22 protein-coding genes are annotated in these 16,281 nt (G+C 42.9%); 17 read left to right on the forward strand and 5 right to left on the reverse strand.

The window, feature by feature from the left end; translation table 11 throughout:
* Nucleotides 1-53 precede the first annotated feature (53 nt).
* A complete protein-coding gene (locus tag H0266_RS03300) occupies nucleotides 54-1,223 on the forward strand; it encodes a THUMP domain-containing class I SAM-dependent RNA methyltransferase (protein ID WP_181470947.1) in 1,170 nt (389 codons plus the stop codon).
* A gap of 32 nt (nucleotides 1,224-1,255) precedes the next feature.
* A complete protein-coding gene (locus H0266_RS03305; RefSeq protein ID WP_181470948.1) occupies nucleotides 1,256-2,749 on the forward strand; it encodes a carboxypeptidase M32 in 1,494 nt (497 codons plus the stop codon).
* Between the two features lie 57 nt (nucleotides 2,750-2,806).
* Here H0266_RS03305 and H0266_RS03310 read toward each other — a convergent pair whose 3' ends face one another.
* Nucleotides 2,807-3,355: a periplasmic heavy metal sensor gene (locus H0266_RS03310; RefSeq protein ID WP_181470949.1), complete on the reverse strand. Its 549-nt coding sequence runs from the start codon at nucleotides 3,353-3,355 to the stop codon at nucleotides 2,807-2,809.
* A 135-nt stretch (nucleotides 3,356-3,490) separates the two neighbouring features.
* On the opposite strand from H0266_RS03310, the gene H0266_RS03315 reads away from it, so the two are divergent.
* A complete protein-coding gene (locus H0266_RS03315; RefSeq protein WP_181470950.1) occupies nucleotides 3,491-4,258 on the forward strand; it encodes an SDR family NAD(P)-dependent oxidoreductase in 768 nt (255 codons plus the stop codon).
* Nucleotides 4,259-4,306: 48 nt separating this feature from the next.
* Here the strand turns inward: H0266_RS03315 and H0266_RS03320 are convergent, their stop codons facing one another.
* Complete coding sequence (locus H0266_RS03320) at nucleotides 4,307-4,768, reverse strand: chemotaxis protein CheX (protein WP_181470951.1); 462 nt, start codon at nucleotides 4,766-4,768, stop codon at nucleotides 4,307-4,309.
* 119 nt (nucleotides 4,769-4,887) lie between these two features.
* On the opposite strand from H0266_RS03320, the gene H0266_RS03325 reads away from it, so the two are divergent.
* From H0266_RS03325 to H0266_RS03340, 4 genes are all read left to right on the forward strand, one after another.
* On the forward strand, nucleotides 4,888-5,967 hold the full coding sequence (locus H0266_RS03325) for a type III polyketide synthase (protein WP_181470952.1): 1,080 nt from the start codon (nucleotides 4,888-4,890) through the stop codon (nucleotides 5,965-5,967).
* Complete coding sequence (locus H0266_RS03330) at nucleotides 5,967-6,476, forward strand: isoprenylcysteine carboxyl methyltransferase family protein (protein WP_181470953.1); 510 nt, start codon at nucleotides 5,967-5,969, stop codon at nucleotides 6,474-6,476. The genes H0266_RS03325 and H0266_RS03330 overlap by 1 nt, the downstream gene beginning before the upstream one ends.
* Nucleotides 6,477-6,553: 77 nt before the next feature.
* On the forward strand, nucleotides 6,554-6,736 hold the full coding sequence (locus tag H0266_RS03335) for a hypothetical protein (protein ID WP_181470954.1): 183 nt from the start codon (nucleotides 6,554-6,556) through the stop codon (nucleotides 6,734-6,736).
* Nucleotides 6,737-6,869: 133 nt separating this feature from the next.
* Complete coding sequence (locus tag H0266_RS03340; RefSeq protein ID WP_181470955.1) at nucleotides 6,870-7,157, forward strand: DUF6123 family protein; 288 nt, start codon at nucleotides 6,870-6,872, stop codon at nucleotides 7,155-7,157.
* A 98-nt stretch (nucleotides 7,158-7,255) separates the two neighbouring features.
* Here H0266_RS03340 and H0266_RS03345 read toward each other — a convergent pair whose 3' ends face one another.
* From H0266_RS03345 to cspD, 3 genes are all read right to left on the reverse strand, one after another.
* Nucleotides 7,256-7,645, reverse strand: a complete 390-nt coding sequence (locus tag H0266_RS03345) for a ribonuclease HI family protein (RefSeq protein WP_181470956.1) — start codon at nucleotides 7,643-7,645, stop codon at nucleotides 7,256-7,258.
* A 26-nt stretch (nucleotides 7,646-7,671) separates the two neighbouring features.
* Nucleotides 7,672-8,340 (reverse strand): queuosine precursor transporter, encoded by a 669-nt coding sequence (locus H0266_RS03350; protein ID WP_181470957.1) that lies wholly within the window; start codon nucleotides 8,338-8,340, stop codon nucleotides 7,672-7,674.
* Nucleotides 8,341-8,570: 230 nt separating this feature from the next.
* On the reverse strand, nucleotides 8,571-8,771 hold the full coding sequence (gene cspD / locus H0266_RS03355) for a cold-shock protein CspD (RefSeq protein WP_181470958.1): 201 nt from the start codon (nucleotides 8,769-8,771) through the stop codon (nucleotides 8,571-8,573).
* A 385-nt stretch (nucleotides 8,772-9,156) separates the two neighbouring features.
* On the opposite strand from cspD, the gene H0266_RS03360 reads away from it, so the two are divergent.
* From H0266_RS03360 to H0266_RS03405, 10 genes are all read left to right on the forward strand, one after another.
* The gene (locus H0266_RS03360; protein ID WP_181470959.1) at nucleotides 9,157-10,827 is read left to right on the forward strand and encodes a formate--tetrahydrofolate ligase; all 1,671 of its coding nucleotides are present in this window, start codon (nucleotides 9,157-9,159) and stop codon (nucleotides 10,825-10,827) included.
* Nucleotides 10,828-11,011: 184 nt separating this feature from the next.
* On the forward strand, nucleotides 11,012-11,866 hold the full coding sequence (locus H0266_RS03365) for a DUF72 domain-containing protein (RefSeq protein ID WP_181470960.1): 855 nt from the start codon (nucleotides 11,012-11,014) through the stop codon (nucleotides 11,864-11,866).
* Between the two features lie 8 nt (nucleotides 11,867-11,874).
* On the forward strand, nucleotides 11,875-12,489 hold the full coding sequence (locus H0266_RS03370) for an HD domain-containing protein (protein ID WP_181470961.1): 615 nt from the start codon (nucleotides 11,875-11,877) through the stop codon (nucleotides 12,487-12,489).
* On the forward strand, nucleotides 12,486-13,445 hold the full coding sequence (locus H0266_RS03375) for a thymidylate synthase (RefSeq protein WP_181470962.1): 960 nt from the start codon (nucleotides 12,486-12,488) through the stop codon (nucleotides 13,443-13,445). Before H0266_RS03370 ends, H0266_RS03375 begins: the two co-directional genes overlap by 4 nt.
* A 21-nt stretch (nucleotides 13,446-13,466) precedes the next feature.
* On the forward strand, nucleotides 13,467-13,961 hold the full coding sequence (locus H0266_RS03380) for a dihydrofolate reductase (RefSeq protein ID WP_181470963.1): 495 nt from the start codon (nucleotides 13,467-13,469) through the stop codon (nucleotides 13,959-13,961).
* On the forward strand, nucleotides 13,958-14,539 hold the full coding sequence (gene mobA, locus H0266_RS03385) for a molybdenum cofactor guanylyltransferase (RefSeq protein WP_281374208.1): 582 nt from the start codon (nucleotides 13,958-13,960) through the stop codon (nucleotides 14,537-14,539). Before H0266_RS03380 ends, mobA begins: the two co-directional genes overlap by 4 nt.
* 104 nt (nucleotides 14,540-14,643) lie before the next feature.
* On the forward strand, nucleotides 14,644-14,817 hold the full coding sequence (locus H0266_RS03390; protein WP_181470965.1) for a twin-arginine translocase TatA/TatE family subunit: 174 nt from the start codon (nucleotides 14,644-14,646) through the stop codon (nucleotides 14,815-14,817).
* A gap of 31 nt (nucleotides 14,818-14,848) precedes the next feature.
* A complete protein-coding gene (gene tatA, locus H0266_RS03395; RefSeq protein ID WP_181470966.1) occupies nucleotides 14,849-15,046 on the forward strand; it encodes a twin-arginine translocase TatA/TatE family subunit in 198 nt (65 codons plus the stop codon).
* 79 nt (nucleotides 15,047-15,125) lie between these two features.
* Nucleotides 15,126-15,884, forward strand: coding sequence for a twin-arginine translocase subunit TatC (gene tatC / locus H0266_RS03400; protein ID WP_181470967.1), 759 nt, complete (start codon nucleotides 15,126-15,128; stop codon nucleotides 15,882-15,884).
* 172 nt (nucleotides 15,885-16,056) lie between these two features.
* Nucleotides 16,057-16,275 (forward strand): YozE family protein, encoded by a 219-nt coding sequence (locus H0266_RS03405; protein WP_181470968.1) that lies wholly within the window; start codon nucleotides 16,057-16,059, stop codon nucleotides 16,273-16,275.
* Nucleotides 16,276-16,281: the final 6 nt, after the last annotated feature.

The following is a 16,281-nucleotide window of genomic DNA, read 5'->3' on the forward strand; positions in this document are numbered from 1 at the left end:
AGGATGCGTGACTAGTCATGACCTATTACATAGTTTAAAACGGAGGGGTACCCATGCCACAAAAAGTAACACTGATCGCTACGGCAGCAATGGGGCTTGAAGCCATTGTAGGAAAAGAAGTAAAGGCGCTTGGTTATGAAGATATACAAGTAGAGAATGGACGGGTGATCTTCACGGCTGATGTTTCAGCGATTCCAAGGGCGAATCTTTGGCTTCGTACAGCAGACCGCGTCAAGTTGTTAGTCGGCAAGTTCAAAGCTACAACATTTGATGAACTTTTTGAAAATACAAAAGCCTTACCTTGGGAACAATTCATCTCAGAAGATGGGGAGTTCCCTGTTGTCGGGAAGTCGGTCAAATCTAAATTGTATAGTGTTCCCGATTGTCAATCGATTGTTAAAAAAGCAATCGTTGAGAGGTTGAAGCAAAAGTACGGCATTGCTTCTTGGTTGCAAGAGAGTGGCGCTTTTTATCGAGTCGAAATTGCGATTCATAAAGATGAAGCTTTGCTCACTTTAGATACGTCCGGGAGTGGTCTACATAAGAGAGGGTATCGTGTAGGACAAGGAGAGGCTCCTTTGAAGGAAACCATGGCTGCGGCGTTAGTGCAAATCACCAATTGGCAACCAGATGAACCGTTTGTCGACCCGTTTTGCGGATCCGGAACCATTGCGATTGAAGCGGCGCTTATCGGCCAAAACATAGCTCCTGGCTTTAACCGAGAGTTTGCTTCTGAGGGGTGGGGTTTTATCCCTCAAAAAGTTTGGGATGATGCCTTTCAAGAGGCGGAAGAATCCGCGAATTACGATCAGCCCCTCAAGATTACAGGTTCAGATATCGATCCCGATTTGATTCAAATTGCAAAGAAAAATGCGTTAGAAGCGGGTCTTGGTGATTTGATTACCTGGAAGCAAATGCAGGTAAGTGATTTTAAACCAAAAGAGGATAACGGATATATCGTCTCAAACCCTCCATATGGTGAGCGAATGAATGAACGTGAAGAGGTAGAAGAAATGTACCGTGACTTAGGTACAATTATGAGGGACTATCCTTCTTGGAGTGTGTATATCCTGACTTCCCACGAAGGGTTCGAGAAGTTTTACGGTCAGAAAGCGACGAAGAAAAGAAAGCTCTTCAACGGGTTCATCAAGACAGATTATTACCAGTATTTTGGTAAGAAAATCAGGTCGAATCCAACACATAAAAAAGGCTTCGATGCCTAACAAAATCAATTTTGGAATGGGGATGCATTCATATGTCACAGTCAGTGATTGAGCAGTTCAAATCTTTACTGAAAGAACAAACCTCTTATAGTGAGGCGATTGCCTTGATGGGATGGGATATGCGGACAAAAGCTCCCAAAAAAGGAGTGGAACACCGTTCTGAAGTGTTAGGAGTTCTATCTCAGAAAGTGCATGAGATCCAGACTTCTGATGAAATGAAGGATTGTATTGATCAGTTGAAAGGGAAGGTAGACGACCCTATTATTCAAAAAGCGGTTGAAGAAGCGGAAGAAACGTACGAGAAAACCGCCAAGATTCCGACCGACGAGTATCGTGAATATGTTACGCTTCAGTCCAGAGCAGAATCGATGTGGGAAGAAGCGAAAACGAACAATGACTTCAAGAGTTTCCAGCCTTATCTTGAAAAGCTTGTCGAGTATAACCGCAAATTCGCCGATTATTGGGGCTATGAAAACCATCGTTATGATGCCTTATTACATAACTTCGAACCTGGGGTAACGGTCGAGGTGCTTGATGAGGTCTTTCCGAAGGTTCGAGAAGCCCTTACCGGTTTACTTGAGAAGATCAATCATGCTCCCAACCAACCTGATCCAACTGTCTTAGAAGGACATTTCCCTAAGGATGAACAAGCTAAGTTCAGTGAAGAAATTTTAAAACGTATGGGTTATGACTTCGATGCAGGCCGCCTGGACGAGACCGTACACCCGTTTGCAATTGGGTTGAATACCAACGATGTACGGGTCACAACGAAATATGATGAACAAGACTTTCGTACGGCTATATTCGGTACCATACACGAGGGAGGTCATGCCCTGTACGAGCAAAACATAGACGAGGAATTGGCTTTCACTTCTCTTAGTGGCGGTACCTCTATGGGTATACATGAATCTCAGTCATTGTTCTGGGAGAATTTCATTTCACGAACAGAAGCGTTTTGGGAAACGCATTATGATCTGTTTAAACAGTATGCTCCTCCGAAGTTCGAATCGCTTCCTCTCGATCAGTTTTACCGGGCGATTAATGAAGTGAAACCTTCTTTCATACGTATCGAAGCGGATGAATTGACGTATTGCTTACACATCATGGTGCGATACGAGTTGGAAAAAGCTTTAATTGGTGGTGAAATCGAAGTGGCGGACCTGCCGAAGCTATGGAATGAGAAAATGAAGGATTATCTCGGAATCGAGCCAAACACGGATGCAGAAGGTGTGCTGCAGGATATTCACTGGTCAGGTGGGGCCTTTGGTTATTTCCCATCCTATGCGCTTGGGTATATGTATGCTGCCCAGTTCGCTACACGAATGAATGAGGATTTAGATGTAGAGGCGTGCATCCAAAAAGGGGATTTCGGGCCGATCAAGTCTTGGTTGACGGAACATATCCACCAATACGGTAAAATGAAAAAGCCTCTGGAGATTTTAAACGATGTGACGGGAGAAGGACTGAATGCAGATCATATCGTCAATTATTTGACTGATAAATATCAAAAGATTTACCAGTTCTAATGTGTCCTGTGTAAAGTAAAAGCCAGATGCGATCAATACGCATCTGGCTTTTATTCATTAGGAAAGTTCTTTCATCATATCTGGAGCAAACAAGCCTGCTTCTTCATATAGAGCGGACAACTGATCGCTGAATTGTGTGAACTGTTCTTCTGCTTTTGTGAAATCTGCTTCTTGTACATTAGCATCAAGTGCATTTGCTGCTTCTTCATAGTATGCTTGAAGAGAAGCGATAGCTTCTGTGTACTGAGCTTTTACTTCCTCAGGAAGGTCTGCTTCGACAGTATAGTTCGCTGCTTCTTCAGCTGCTTCGTTTGCTGCTGTTCTGGCTTCTTCACCTGCTGCTTTAATTGCTTCAGCGTCAGGCTTTTCAGCAGAAGCCGCCTCTTGATAGGCTACAATCTTTGCTTGATATTGTTTGAATGTATCTTTTACATTCATTTGAGCATTAAGAATCTCTTTTTTAACATTATTTTCATCTTGTTTTTCTGTTTGTTCTTGAGACTCATCCGAAGTTGCAGAGTCATCTCCGTTGCTGTTTGAGTCGCTGCCACATCCGGCTAATACGAGCGCTCCAGTAAGACCTAAAGCAAGTAACCATTTTTTCATGTTGAATTGCCCCCTTTTTCTAAGTACGACCTTTATTCTAGAGGACTTACAGGGGAAAGTAAATCTCCCTAGGAATATTTGTAAAAGAGCGAAAATTTAGCGTTATTTGATAATAAAAATGGAGGAGGAATAATGATGTACTTGCCTGATTTTAGATTAGATGAACAACTGGCCGTTGTAACCGGAGGTACAAAAGGAATCGGTAGAGCCATTGCCCTTTCGTTTGCACAGTCGGGGGCGGATGTCATCCTGATTGCCAGAAATCAAAAACATTTGGAGACGGTCAGTAAGGAAATCGAATCACTTGGTCGCCGTGCTTACGTGATTGCTGAGGATATTTCAAACTATAAAGTCATTAAAGAAAAAGTAGAGACCGTTCGGGACGGCAGAACCATTGACGTCTGGGTAAATAATGCCGGGATGAATATACGTAGTGAAGCTGAGGATGTAACAGAAGATGAGTGGGAGCAAATCATTAACACGAATATGAAGAGTGCCTTCTTTTTATCCCAATATGCCGGATCGATTATGAAAAAAAAGAAGAGAGGAAAAATCATCAATATCTCCTCTGTCGGAGGGCATATGGCACTCCGGACAGGTGTCGTCTACGCGATGACGAAAAGTGCCATGATTCAAATGACGAAGAATTTGGCTCTCGAATGGGGAAAATACCAAATTAATGTCAATGCGATTGGTCCTTGGTATTTCCCGACATCATTGACGGAAGAACTGCTTCAAGATGATGACTATGTACAGGCGATACTAGAGCGCACGCCGCTTAAAAGAATAGGAAAACTGGAAGAGCTTTCAGGTGCGGCGGTGTTTCTTGCATCAGATGCAGGTAACTATATGACAGGCCAAACCCTGTTTGTAGATGGCGGCATGACAATCTACGGTTTTTAATCTACCGACTTTTCAACGGCAGGCTAAAAAAAGCATGTAGCGTTTTGGCTACATGCTTTTTTTGTCGACCATCAATATTAACTTGAGTTTGTGATCGTCCTGTAATGTAACAGGAACATGGAAGGCAAGGTCGAATCCATGGATGCTTGATTCCCCTTGAATAACGGTAGGAGGCGTAATATCAATAGATATGCTACGCTCGGATACCTTCGTAGATAAATGACCCGCAATCATGTTTGCTAGTTCCCCAGTGAAAGAATAAAGCATATCGCCTTCTAACGGCATTCCGAACATCTTCTCTCCAACGAAGCCAAAACTCGTATGACTCCCATCAATCAATAAACGGCCGGTCAAATCTCCTGTCATGCCAATAAGAACACCCAGCTCATTCTGCTTAACCGGCTCATTTGAGCGACTTGGACTATCGATGGTTAACTCAAACGGCAAGATAGAGTGGACGGAATCTAAGCTGCCGTTGAGGACTTCTGTAATGGATTGGCTATTAGACACTATGTAACCCTCCTAATGAACTTCCCTTTGACGTAGGTTTATCATACCACATATTTCGACATAGTCCTGTGATAATTTTTCATTATATGGAGCAAAATATAAGTAAAAGGAGGTACATGATGCCTTATATTCTTTCTTCAGGAATAAAAGAAGCCGAGTTTTATTTCGATCAACAGACGGTTCAAGAACTTGTTTACGAGCTTTTTCCCTTAAAAGATCATGAGAAGAAAAGGTTGATGCCGATCTTTGAGAATGCCCAAATAAATCAACGTCAATTTGCAGCAAGTCTAGATTGGTTTAAGTTGCCTCATGGGATGCGTGATCGAAATGAATTATATATGGAAAAATCAATCCAATATGCAAAGGATGCTATTAAGTCCTGTATGCATTCAGATTTATTGAGATCGTCTATTGCACCTGAGAAGATTGATCATATCATTTTCGTTTCTTCTACAGGGATCGCAACGCCCACGATCGATACGTACTTAATCAATGAGTTGGGGTTTAAAGATTCCGTAAGGCGTAGTCCATTATTCGGGCTCGGATGTGCTGGAGGGACGAGTGGAGTGGCAAGAGCCTACGAGTGGCTGAAAGGCCATCCAGACAAAAACGTACTAGTCGTATGTGTGGAATTGTGCAGCTTAACTTTTCAGGCGACCGATCGCCGAATTGCAAACTTTGTCGGCACAGCGTTATTCGGCGACGGTGCGTCCGCTGTATTGTTGGCAGGAGACGAATCAGAACTCTTAGAACAATCGTCTTCTCTGGTTCAACTAGGTGAGGGTAGTTCGAGGATTAAGAGGGATAGCATCGATGTCATGGGCTGGCGGGTGGTGGATCACGGGTTTGAAGTCATTTTTAACAAAAGCATTCCGCGTTTGGTGCGTGAATTCTGGGGCCAGCATATGAAGGATACATTGGAGGAGAGGCAATGGGCAGCGCAAGATCTTGCTTTTATTGTTGCCCACCCAGGCGGAAGAAAGGTTCTAGAAGCCTATCAGGAGCTGTTCCATTTACCCGATCGATCCCTAACTTATTCGAGGGACGTCCTTGCGCGCCATGGCAATATGTCTTCACCAACGGTCCATTTTGTCCTTCATGCTGCGATGATGGATCGACCTAAGAGCGGCACAAAGTCTATGATGACGTCATTGGGTCCTGGTTTCAGTTCAGAAATGATCAGTATGGAGTGGGTATAATGGAACCTTTAGTGATTGGATTGTTCATCTTTTTGGTTATACAGCGATTAAGTGAGCTTGCGATTGCGAGTTCCAACAAAAAATGGATGTTGGCTAGAGGTGGAAAGGAGACGGGGGAGGGACACTATTTTTTGTTCATTCTGCTTCATAGTTTGTTCTTTGTGTCCATAGCGGCAGAGTATTTTTGGACACCTTTCCAGCTAACATGGTCATTTTGGGTGGCCCTTGTAGCCTTTATTCTTTTACAGGTGATGCGAATCTGGTGCATTGCGACTCTTGGAAGAAGGTGGAATACTCGGATAATCATTTTGCCTGATGAAGAGCCGATTCAGAAGGGGATCTACAGGTTTATGAGTCATCCAAACTATGTGATTGTTTTCTTCGAACTTCTTGTCATTCCTGTGCTGTTTCATGCTTACCTGACAGCCGTTATCTTTCCGATATTACATGTACTCGTACTGACCGTGAGAGTACCAGCTGAAGAACGTGCCTTGAAAGAAAGAATGTGAGTATTCAGATTTCACTTGCCTCATCCACAACCATTTGCTATACTCTAATCAGAAATGAAAATCATTATCATTTAGAGGTGAAAGCAATGATATGGATCACGTTCCTCGTCGTTGTCATTTATAGTTGGCTTATGGTCTATATTTTAGCAAAACTAGGCTCGGTTCCCGCTCAGTCGGTGATTAGTATTGTTCGAGGCAACAATCAATCATCTTCAACAGAACATAAACGAAAATATGAACATACGATTTCAACCAGATAACATATGTCTGGTTGTTTTTTTGTTATAATGGTGAAAAAGAACGAATGCTGTCGACTACGGAGGAGACGGCATTGAAGCACGATACATAGTCAACATATAGCACATCTAAACGGACGGAAGTAAGGAGCGTCTTATGAATAACGATCATGCACTGGCTTACTATTTAGAGGATTTATGGTCAAAAGGGTTTAAGCTATCCGATGAGGACATTCATTTCATTTACTTTGGTAAAAATTCGACTAATGCGTCGGAATGGAAAACGATGATTGCTGTCAGGTCAACACTAAAGTATCAGCATGCATTCGATCCGAGTTTTTTCATTGCAATATTAGAACAAATTGCAAGAGATAGTATCAAGACCAAAAAGCAGGCGTACGAAGTGTTAGAGAAACGTGGGCTTTCATCTAAACGTGTCACGTAACGGAGGCTTAAGAAGAGGTGTTCGATGCGATGTTTCATCAATGCATGAAGGATCTTCTATACAAAAAAATCTCGGAGGAATCATCCCCCGAGATTTTTTTATACATTCCTCAATTGCTTACGAGCCAACTGATCGGCTTGCTTGTTTTGCTTTTCCGGTATCCATTTATAAAACACCATAGCAAAGTGAGGTTCTAATTGTTGGATCATCGTTACGTAAGGCTGGAACCGTTGATTTTTCGTAAAGGCTTGATCCATAGTGTCTACCACGATTTTAGCATCGGAGCGGATCGAAATGATTTCATTCGGAAATTGTTCTTTGCAAAGTTCTAAAGCACGTATCACAGCTAAAAACTCAGCTTCATGATTGGAATATTCTCCTAAAAAGAAACTGTATTCTGTGAAATGCGTGCCTTGTTTAATAACTACGCCTGCTGCACTTGGTCCTGGATTACCACTTGCGGCAGCATCAGTAAATACCGTAATCAATTTTCTTCACTCCTCTAACGAAGGATTCAATCCCAACGTTTAGCAATATAAAGAAATGGTGTGTCAATGGCCGCTACCACGAATTTGATCAAATAGGTGGTCAGGAAGATTTCCAACCATACATCAAATGGATAGAGACCATAGAAGGCAATCGCGCAAAATATGGCGCTGTCGAGTAGTTGACTGACCATAGTACTTCCGTTATTTCGGATCCACAAAGTGCGGTCACTTGTAAATACCCGTTTCAAGCGAGCGTAAAGCCAGACATCAAAGTATTGACTTACGATGTAGGCAATTAAACTACCAATCGCAATAGATGGGACGATGCCGAACAGCGTTTCCAGTGCTGGTTGGGCAATATCATTCTCACTAGGTTGAAACCTTAGTGCCAGCTGCATGATGACCGTTAGTAAGATTAACGTTGAAAACCCCATCCATACCGCTTTGCGTGCTTCTTTTTTGCCGTATTTTTCATTCAATATGTCAGTGGCTAGAAAAGCCGTGCCATAGACGATGTTTCCGAGTGTGGCGTTCAAACCGAAGATTTCGATCGTTTTCACGACTTGAATATTCGCAAGAACGGTAGACATCCCGATCCAAACGAATAAACCGGATTTTCCGAATAGACGATACATCGTTAATAAAAGAGTAAAATTTATGAGAGCGAATAGTATCCATAATAGTTCGTTACTCAATGGTTTCGTTACCTCCTTAGTTTTGGTAGCGCGGGAATTCTCGAACCGCGGTTGCACAGCCGTCTATTATATAGGCTTAGCGCTACTATTTCAAGAATCAATCCAATAATTAATTGAGGTATTCCTAAATTACCGAGGTGCTGTTCGAGGGGAGAGTAGGAAAACGGTCATGCAACGTTTTCTATAAAAAAGCGGTGACCCTGTAAGTAGGATCACCGCTTGGGTTTTATTTATTGTTTAACAACGTTAGCCGCTTGTGGGCCGCGGTCGCCTTCAACGATTTCGAAAGTGACTTCTTGACCTTCTTCAAGGGATTTGAAACCTTCTTCATTAATAGCAGAGAAGTGTACGAATACATCGTTTCCACCCTCAACTTGGATGAAGCCATAACCTTTTTCAGCGTTGAACCATTTTACTGTACCGTTTTGCATGATACGAATCCTCCTAAAAACTTTCACGTTACACGTGGGAATTACTAACAAACAGTAATGACCATAAAAAATCCCATAGCGGCCACGGAATCTAAACACCGAGCACTTCTATGGGAACTACTGTTATTTATGATTCCGTATTACTTATTTGCTTACACCCAATATATCGCAATCCATTTTCAGCGTCAACAAGTGCTAATGAATTTGTAAATCGCGAATTTTAAGGAGGATGCGTAGATATCTTTTGATAAGAAAAGTTGGCAGTGTTAAAAGCTTTATATAAGAAGAATTTTCTCTTTTCACAGATTTTTTCAATAAATTTGATATCGGACGGGTTTTCGTGAGTTACAATGAAGAGTGAAATCGTATGAAAGGTGGACTAATAATGAAATCTGATATTGAAATCGCTTTAGAAGCGAAGATGAAGCCGATCGTAGAGATAGCAGACAAGTTAGACCTCAGCAAAGAGGATTGGGAGCCATATGGTCATTATAAAGCTAAATTATCTGATCAATTATTAAGTAAACTTTCAAGCCGTCCGCGTGGGAAAATCATTCTTACGACATCCATAAACCCGACTCCGGCAGGGGAGGGGAAATCGACCGTAACGGTTGGTCTAGGACAAGCGCTTAATCATTTGAACAAAAATGCGGTCATTGCTTTACGTGAACCTTCACTTGGGCCGACAATGGGTGTGAAAGGTGGTGCCGCTGGAGGCGGTTATTCACAGGTCGTTCCGATGGATGAAATCAACCTCCATTTCACGGGAGACATCCACGCGATCACAACAGCCAATAATGCTTTATCTGCATTCATAGATAATCATATCCACCAGGGTAATGTCTTGAATATCGATCCACGGAGGGTTGAATGGAAACGGGTTCTGGATATCAATGACCGCGCCTTGAGAGAAGTGATTGTTGGTTTGGGAGGGCCTGTCAAAGGGGTTCCTCGTGAAGACAACTTCACCATCACGGTTGCTTCTGAAATTATGGCGGTCTTGTGTCTAGCTAACGACCTGAAAGATCTAAAGCGTCGCTTAGCTGATATTGTCATCGGTTATACATATGACCTTAAGCCAGTTAATGTCGCACAGCTAGGATTCGAAGGCGCCTTGACGTTATTATTGAAAGACGCCTTAAAGCCGAATCTGGTTCAAACATTGGAAAATACGCCAGCCATCATTCACGGTGGCCCTTTTGCGAATATCGCACATGGTTGTAACAGTGTGATGGCTACTTCGATCGCGGCAAAATTAGGGGAATATGTCGTCACAGAAGCAGGATTCGGCGCTGATTTAGGAGCGGAAAAGTTTTTGAATATCAAAACCCGTGCAGGCGAATTCGAACCGGATGCTGTCGTCATTGTGGCGACTATACGCGCATTAAAGATGCATGGAGGAGTGGACAAGGCTTCTTTAGAGACGGAGAACGTTGCTGCACTTGAAAAAGGCGCACAGAATTTGAAGAAGCATATCGAGACGATTCAACAATTCAATCTTCCTTTCATCGTTGCAATCAACCAGTTTCCAGCAGATACCCAAGCGGAAATCGACTTTCTTCTCGAGTGGTGTAAGGAAGAAGGCGTGCCGGTTTCACTAGTGGATGTGTTTACTAAAGGAGGACAAGGGGGGATTGATTTGGCCGAGAAAGTCGTCACCCTTTGCGAAGAGAAATCGAGCTCACTGCACCACACGTATGAGTTGGAAGATAGCATTGAGGAAAAGGTTCAAAAAATCACGAAGAAGGTGTATGGAGCAGATGGCGCCGAATTCTCTCAGAAGGCGAAAAAACAATTGAAGCAGTTTGAGGAGCTTGGGTATAACCATCTTCCTGTTTGTATGGCCAAATCACAATACTCACTGTCTGATGATCCTACGAAGTTAGGTCGCCCGTCCGGCTTCACCATTACCGTACAGGAATTACGTGCATCAATTGGTGCAGGGTTTATCGTAGCCCTTACAGGCGATGTTATGACGATGCCGGGCCTTCCAAAACGTCCAGCCGCCCTAAATATGGATGTAACGGACGAAGGAGTCATTAAGGGACTATTTTAAAATATTTTGTATGACGGGATTCAACCTGAAAACGTCGCTAGAAGATAACCATTCTTTTAGCGGCGTTTCTTATCGTCTGCTATTCTTAGCAACCGAATGGTAAAGTAGCAGTTGATCATAGCGTTTGAGAGTGCCATTTGATAAACTTGTCTACAAGTGTATTCATCAAGAAAGGAGGGAGAGGATGAGCATCCGAATCGGGTTGACCGGTTGGGGCGATCACCCGTCTTTGTATTCGAGTCAATCTAAAACTAAAGAAAAGTTATCAGAGTATGCCTCCCATTTTCCTGTGGTTGAAGTAGATACAGCCTTCTACGCTATCCAACCTCAATCACATTATGAAAAGTGGATACAGCAAACGCCTCAGGCCTTCTCATTCGTGATTAAAGCGTTCAGTGGTTTAACCGGTCATGACCGGGAGAAACGGACAGTGCAAGAAGCAAGGGAGTTGATGAAGGCTTACGAGGAGTCGATTCAACCAGTGGTGGAACAAGGGAAGTTGAACGCGATTCTTTTTCAATTCCCGCCTTGGTTTGACGTCAATAAACAGCATATACAAAAGTTAAGACTGATTCGCGAGTGGTTAAAAGACTATCCCTTAGCTTTGGAGTTTCGCAATCAGACGTGGTTTCAACCTGCCTATATCGAGCAAACCCTCTCTTTTATGAAGGAACATGAATGGATTCATACAATCTGCGATGAACCTCAGGCGGGTATGGGATCAGTGCCGCGAGTACTTGAGACGACACATCCTTCCAAAACGTTGGTCCGCTTCCATGGGCGCAACACGCATGGTTGGAATAAGAACGGTCGCAGTGACTGGCGTAGTGTTCGTTTTTTGTATAACTATAATGAAGAAGAGCTACAGGAGTGGGCTTCTCGTATAGAGGAAATCAAGGAGAGGACACCTGAAATAACATTGCTGTTTAATAATAATTCAGGTGGAGATGCCGCTCATAATGCGAAACAGTTGCAGCAACTTCTTAACATTACGTATGAAGATTTGAATCCGAGGCAAATGGACCTATTCCAATTTTAGGAGGAGTTATGAACCAATCAGATGTGCTGCGAAAAACGAAAGAATACATCTACATGAAGTTCTCAAAAGATGTGACTGGGCATGGACCGGATCATATGGAGCGGGTTGCTACTTGGTGCCGAACCCTCGCCAGAGAAGAAAGCGAGGACCCCTTCCTGGCAGAGCTTGCCGGATGGTTGCATGACGTCGATGATCAGAAATTGGTGCAAGATCCTAAGCAGGCGAGAGAAGAGCGTATGGAGTGGCTGCTCGAATGTGGTCTGACGAAGGACGATGTGAATGCAGTAGAGGAAGCGATTGACACGGTCTCCTATCGAAAAGGAAAAAAGCCGACGACGCGCCTCGCCGAAATTGTACAAGATGCAGACCGTCTTGATGCGATTGGAGCAATAGGAATTGCGCGCACCTTTGCTTTTGGCGGCTCCAAAGGGCAACTGTTACATAGCGACGATCCAGATGAGCCTACGTCCATTCGGCATTTCCATGATAAATTGCTTCGTATACATTCGTTAATGAATACGACTAGCGGGAAGAGAGAAGCGAGCCATCGTCATGAACTCGTCTTACAATTTTTACGAGAGTACGAACGGGAACAAAACATCAAGGGGGAAACGACAAAATGAGTCATAATGAACAAGCTTATCTGGATTTATGCAGGCACGTATTAGAACAAGGCACAAAAAAAGGGGATCGAACAGGAACGGGCACGTATTCCGTATTCGGACATCAAATGCGTTTTGACTTAGCAGAAGGCTTTCCGTTGCTGACGACTAAACGGATTCCCTTCCGCTTGATTGCCAGTGAACTGCTCTGGTTTATCAAAGGAGATACCAATATCCGCTATCTATTGCAGCATAATAACAACATATGGAATGAATGGGCGTTTCAAACATGGGTGGAAAGTGAAAACTATAAGGGTCCTGATATGACGGATTTCGGACGAAGAAGTCAAACGGATGAAGCATTCAAGGCTCAATACGATGAGCAGATGGCCATTTTTAAAGAGAGGACCTTGACGGATGACGCCTTCGCTGTAGAGTACGGCGACTTGGGGGCGGTATATGGAAAACAGTGGAGGCAGTGGAAAACTTCTCAAGGAGAAACCATCGATCAGCTTAAAGATGTCATCCAGTCGATTAAAACGAATCCAGATTCTAGACGTCACCTCGTGACCGCTTGGAATCCTGAAGATGTGCCGTCGAACATGGCCCTTCCCCCTTGCCATACGATGTTTCAGTTCTATGTAGCGGAAGGGAAGCTCTCCTGCCAGTTGTATCAACGAAGTGCTGATATCTTCTTAGGTGTTCCGTTTAATATCGCAAGTTATGCCTTGCTTACACATCTTATCGCCCATGAATGCAACCTTGAAGTAGGTGAGTTCATCCATACACTTGGAGATGCTCATATTTACAGTAATCACGTGGATCAAATTCATGAACAATTATCAAGACAACCCAAAACGTTACCAACGCTTAAGCTAAATGATGAGGTAAGAAGTGTTTTTGATATTGAAATGGAGGACATTTCAATCGAAGGCTACAATCCCCATCCGGGAATTAAAGCGCCCGTCGCTGTTTAATATTATGGAGGTGTTTGAACGATGATTTCATTTATTTTTGCTATGGACAAGAACCGTTTGATTGGAAAGGACAATGATTTACCTTGGCATATTCCAAACGATTTTAAATTCTTTAAAGACATGACGATAGGCAAAACGATCATTATGGGACGTAAAACGTTTGAATCGTTTGGGAAACCTTTGCCGGACAGAAAGCATATTGTCATCACATCTAATCCTGATTATGATCGTGAGGGTTGTACAGTCATTCATTCCATCGATGAAATTCTCGAGCTTGAGAAAAATGATCCAGACACCGAATGGTTTGTGATCGGCGGAGGCGTCTTGTTTGAGAAAATGCTGCCTTATGCAGACCGCATGTATTTGACGTATATTGATGAAGCTTTCGAAGGAGATTCATACTTCCCAGAGTTTAATAAGGACGATTGGAAGCTCGTAGCAGAAACAAAAGGTCAAAAAGACGAAAAGAATCCGTATGATTATTATTTCCGTACTTATGAAAGAGTAGGATCATGACCATCACAAGCCTTCTTCTAGCTGGAGGGGGTTCAACCAGAATGGGAGAAGATAAGGCTTCACTGATGCTCGGAGGGCAAACCGTTCTAAACAGGATTGCACAGGAATTACGACAGGTGACACCATCCATGATCGTCAATTCCAATGAAACGAGAAAAGGTTATGAGGTGAAAGGGGATCTCTTTCAAGATGCTGGTCCCCTGGGAGGCCTTCATGCTGGTATGTACGAGGAATCAGCAGACTGGTTCATTGTGTCTGCCTGTGATACACCCTTTATTCAAAAAGCTGTCTATCACTATCTGCTTGAGCAACGTACAGAAGCTCCCCAAGCCATCATTCCGGTCTATCAAGGCAGGCACCAACCGTTGTCCGGGATATACCATAAGAGTGTTTTCGAACCTCTTGGGTCTTTACTGAGCGAAGGAGAACGAAAAATGACCCGACTATTCGGTGACATTTCGGTCATGTATGTAGATACTTTTACTGGGTTGTCTTCTACATTGCTGGAGAGACACTTTTTCAACATGAACACGCCAGAAGAATATAGACAAGCAGAGAAGATGGTAAAAACTTTCTAGACCTAAAAGACATTTAAAGTAGAACATGATATGATGGGGATGTAATACTTAATAGTTTCAACGAGTTCTTCGATAGAAGTTCTCTTGACAAAGGCGGTGAAACCATGCTGTCGAGTATCGGCATACCGGGCTTAGTGTTGATTTTGACGATTGCTCTCGTCATTTTTGGGCCGAAGAAGCTTCCTGAAATAGGGAAAGCGGCTGGTCAAACATTAAAAGAATTCAAAAATTCTGCCCGTGATTTAACAGATGATAAACAAGAAGATACTAAAAAGTAGGGGAAACCCACAAAAAATGGAGTGATGGACCATGCTATCCAGCATCGGCGTACCAGGTCTTATTTTGATTTTGATCATTGCTCTTGTTGTGTTCGGACCGTCCAAGCTTCCGGAAATCGGAAAAGCATTTGGTAGCTCTTTAAAAGAATTTAAAAAAGCAACCGGTGACATCATGTCTGATGATGACAATCAGAACCAGAAGGTCGAAAGCAAGAATAAGAACGAATAAAATAAATAGTGAAGGTGTAAGGGGGAGGCCTCTTACATCTTCTTTTTGTCAGGCGTAAAGAAGCCTGGGGGTGGATGTAATGTCAGAGGAAAAAATCAGTCAAGATATTGAAATGAATGTGACCGATCACTTAAGTGAGTTGAGGCGTCGCATCATTTGGACACTCGTCTTCTTTATAGGGTTCTTCGTTGTAGGGTTCGTGTATCATCGTCCCATTACGACATTCTTCATGCAAGACGTACCCTTTCAATTGAATATGACGAGTCCAGGGGAAATTATTTGGATCATATTTACCATTGCGAGTATCGTGGCCATCATCGGGACTCTGCCTATTATGAGCTTGCAAGTTTGGTTGTTTGTCAAACCAGCGTTGACACCGAAAGAACGACGCGTTTCCTTATCTTATATACCTGCGATCTTCCTGTTGTTTCTTGGTGGGCTCGCTTTTGGATACGTTGTCTTCATTCAATTCATACTCCCGTTCTTGTTAAACTTGAACGACGGCATGTTCAATGAAATCTTTACGGTAGAACGTTATTTCAAATTCCTATTCAGAGTGACGATCCCGTTTGCGGTATTATTCGAAATTCCGATTTTGATGATGTTCTTAACGAGTCTTGGAATTGTCAATCCTGCTTTTCTAGTCAAAGTCAGGAAATATGCCTATTTCATACTCATAATCATTGGAACCATCATTTCTCCACCTGACTTCATCTTGCAGCTAGTGGTAGCTGTGCCTCTCATCCTGTTATATGAGGTGAGCATTGTGTTGTCTAGAATCGTGTATCGCAAAAAGTTGAAAAACCATCAAGAATTCATGGAACAAGATGATGAATAACCCGAGAATCCCTCTACATCGGGGGGTTCTTTTTTATGGACGATATCAGCAAAGAAAACGTTGAGACGTTTGTCTCGCCGTCCGCACAACGCGGTACAGGTTGCTTATGCGTTGCCTATCTAAGCTTTCCGTGATAAAAATAGAGAAAATCCACTAAAAAGGAGAATCATCGATGCGTTCATTTTATCATTACATGATGCGATACAGAGGGAATAAACAGCTGGATGATGAAAAAAGATTAGCCGAATGGATGTTTAAAGACCATAGTTTTCCAAAACAAGCGAAAGCTTATGATGAAATCAGTCGATACTTGGAATGGAATGCACCGTTTCCAAGTGCACTATCCGTGTTTGATCGCCTTTATGAAGCGTATGAAGTTGAGGAAAGATGATAAGAA

Origin of the sequence: Halobacillus locisalis, from assembly GCF_013694105.1 — a bacterium.
In the GTDB taxonomy this organism is placed as follows: Bacteria; Bacillota; Bacilli; order Bacillales; family Halobacillaceae; genus Halobacillus; species Halobacillus locisalis.

Excerpts from the sequence above, each read along its gene's own strand:
- H0266_RS03300 (WP_181470947.1), top strand. The coding sequence starts at position 54 with ATGCCACAAAAAGTAACACTGATCGCTACGGCAGCAATGGGGCTTGAA.
- H0266_RS03305 (WP_181470948.1), top strand. The coding sequence starts at position 1,256 with ATGTCACAGTCAGTGATTGAGCAGTTCAAATCTTTACTGAAAGAACAA.
- H0266_RS03310 (WP_181470949.1), bottom strand. The coding sequence starts at position 3,355 with ATGAAAAAATGGTTACTTGCTTTAGGTCTTACTGGAGCGCTCGTATTA.
- H0266_RS03315 (WP_181470950.1), top strand. The coding sequence starts at position 3,491 with ATGTACTTGCCTGATTTTAGATTAGATGAACAACTGGCCGTTGTAACC.
- H0266_RS03325 (WP_181470952.1), top strand. The coding sequence starts at position 4,888 with ATGCCTTATATTCTTTCTTCAGGAATAAAAGAAGCCGAGTTTTATTTC.
- H0266_RS03330 (WP_181470953.1), top strand. The coding sequence starts at position 5,967 with ATGGAACCTTTAGTGATTGGATTGTTCATCTTTTTGGTTATACAGCGA.
- H0266_RS03340 (WP_181470955.1), top strand. The coding sequence starts at position 6,870 with ATGAATAACGATCATGCACTGGCTTACTATTTAGAGGATTTATGGTCA.
- cspD (WP_181470958.1), bottom strand. The coding sequence starts at position 8,771 with ATGCAAAACGGTACAGTAAAATGGTTCAACGCTGAAAAAGGTTATGGC.
- H0266_RS03360 (WP_181470959.1), top strand. The coding sequence starts at position 9,157 with ATGAAATCTGATATTGAAATCGCTTTAGAAGCGAAGATGAAGCCGATC.
- H0266_RS03365 (WP_181470960.1), top strand. The coding sequence starts at position 11,012 with ATGAGCATCCGAATCGGGTTGACCGGTTGGGGCGATCACCCGTCTTTG.
- H0266_RS03370 (WP_181470961.1), top strand. The coding sequence starts at position 11,875 with ATGAACCAATCAGATGTGCTGCGAAAAACGAAAGAATACATCTACATG.
- H0266_RS03375 (WP_181470962.1), top strand. The coding sequence starts at position 12,486 with ATGAGTCATAATGAACAAGCTTATCTGGATTTATGCAGGCACGTATTA.
- H0266_RS03380 (WP_181470963.1), top strand. The coding sequence starts at position 13,467 with ATGATTTCATTTATTTTTGCTATGGACAAGAACCGTTTGATTGGAAAG.
- mobA (WP_281374208.1), top strand. The coding sequence starts at position 13,958 with ATGACCATCACAAGCCTTCTTCTAGCTGGAGGGGGTTCAACCAGAATG.
- H0266_RS03390 (WP_181470965.1), top strand. The coding sequence starts at position 14,644 with ATGCTGTCGAGTATCGGCATACCGGGCTTAGTGTTGATTTTGACGATT.
- tatA (WP_181470966.1), top strand. The coding sequence starts at position 14,849 with ATGCTATCCAGCATCGGCGTACCAGGTCTTATTTTGATTTTGATCATT.
- tatC (WP_181470967.1), top strand. The coding sequence starts at position 15,126 with ATGTCAGAGGAAAAAATCAGTCAAGATATTGAAATGAATGTGACCGAT.
- H0266_RS03405 (WP_181470968.1), top strand. The coding sequence starts at position 16,057 with ATGCGTTCATTTTATCATTACATGATGCGATACAGAGGGAATAAACAG.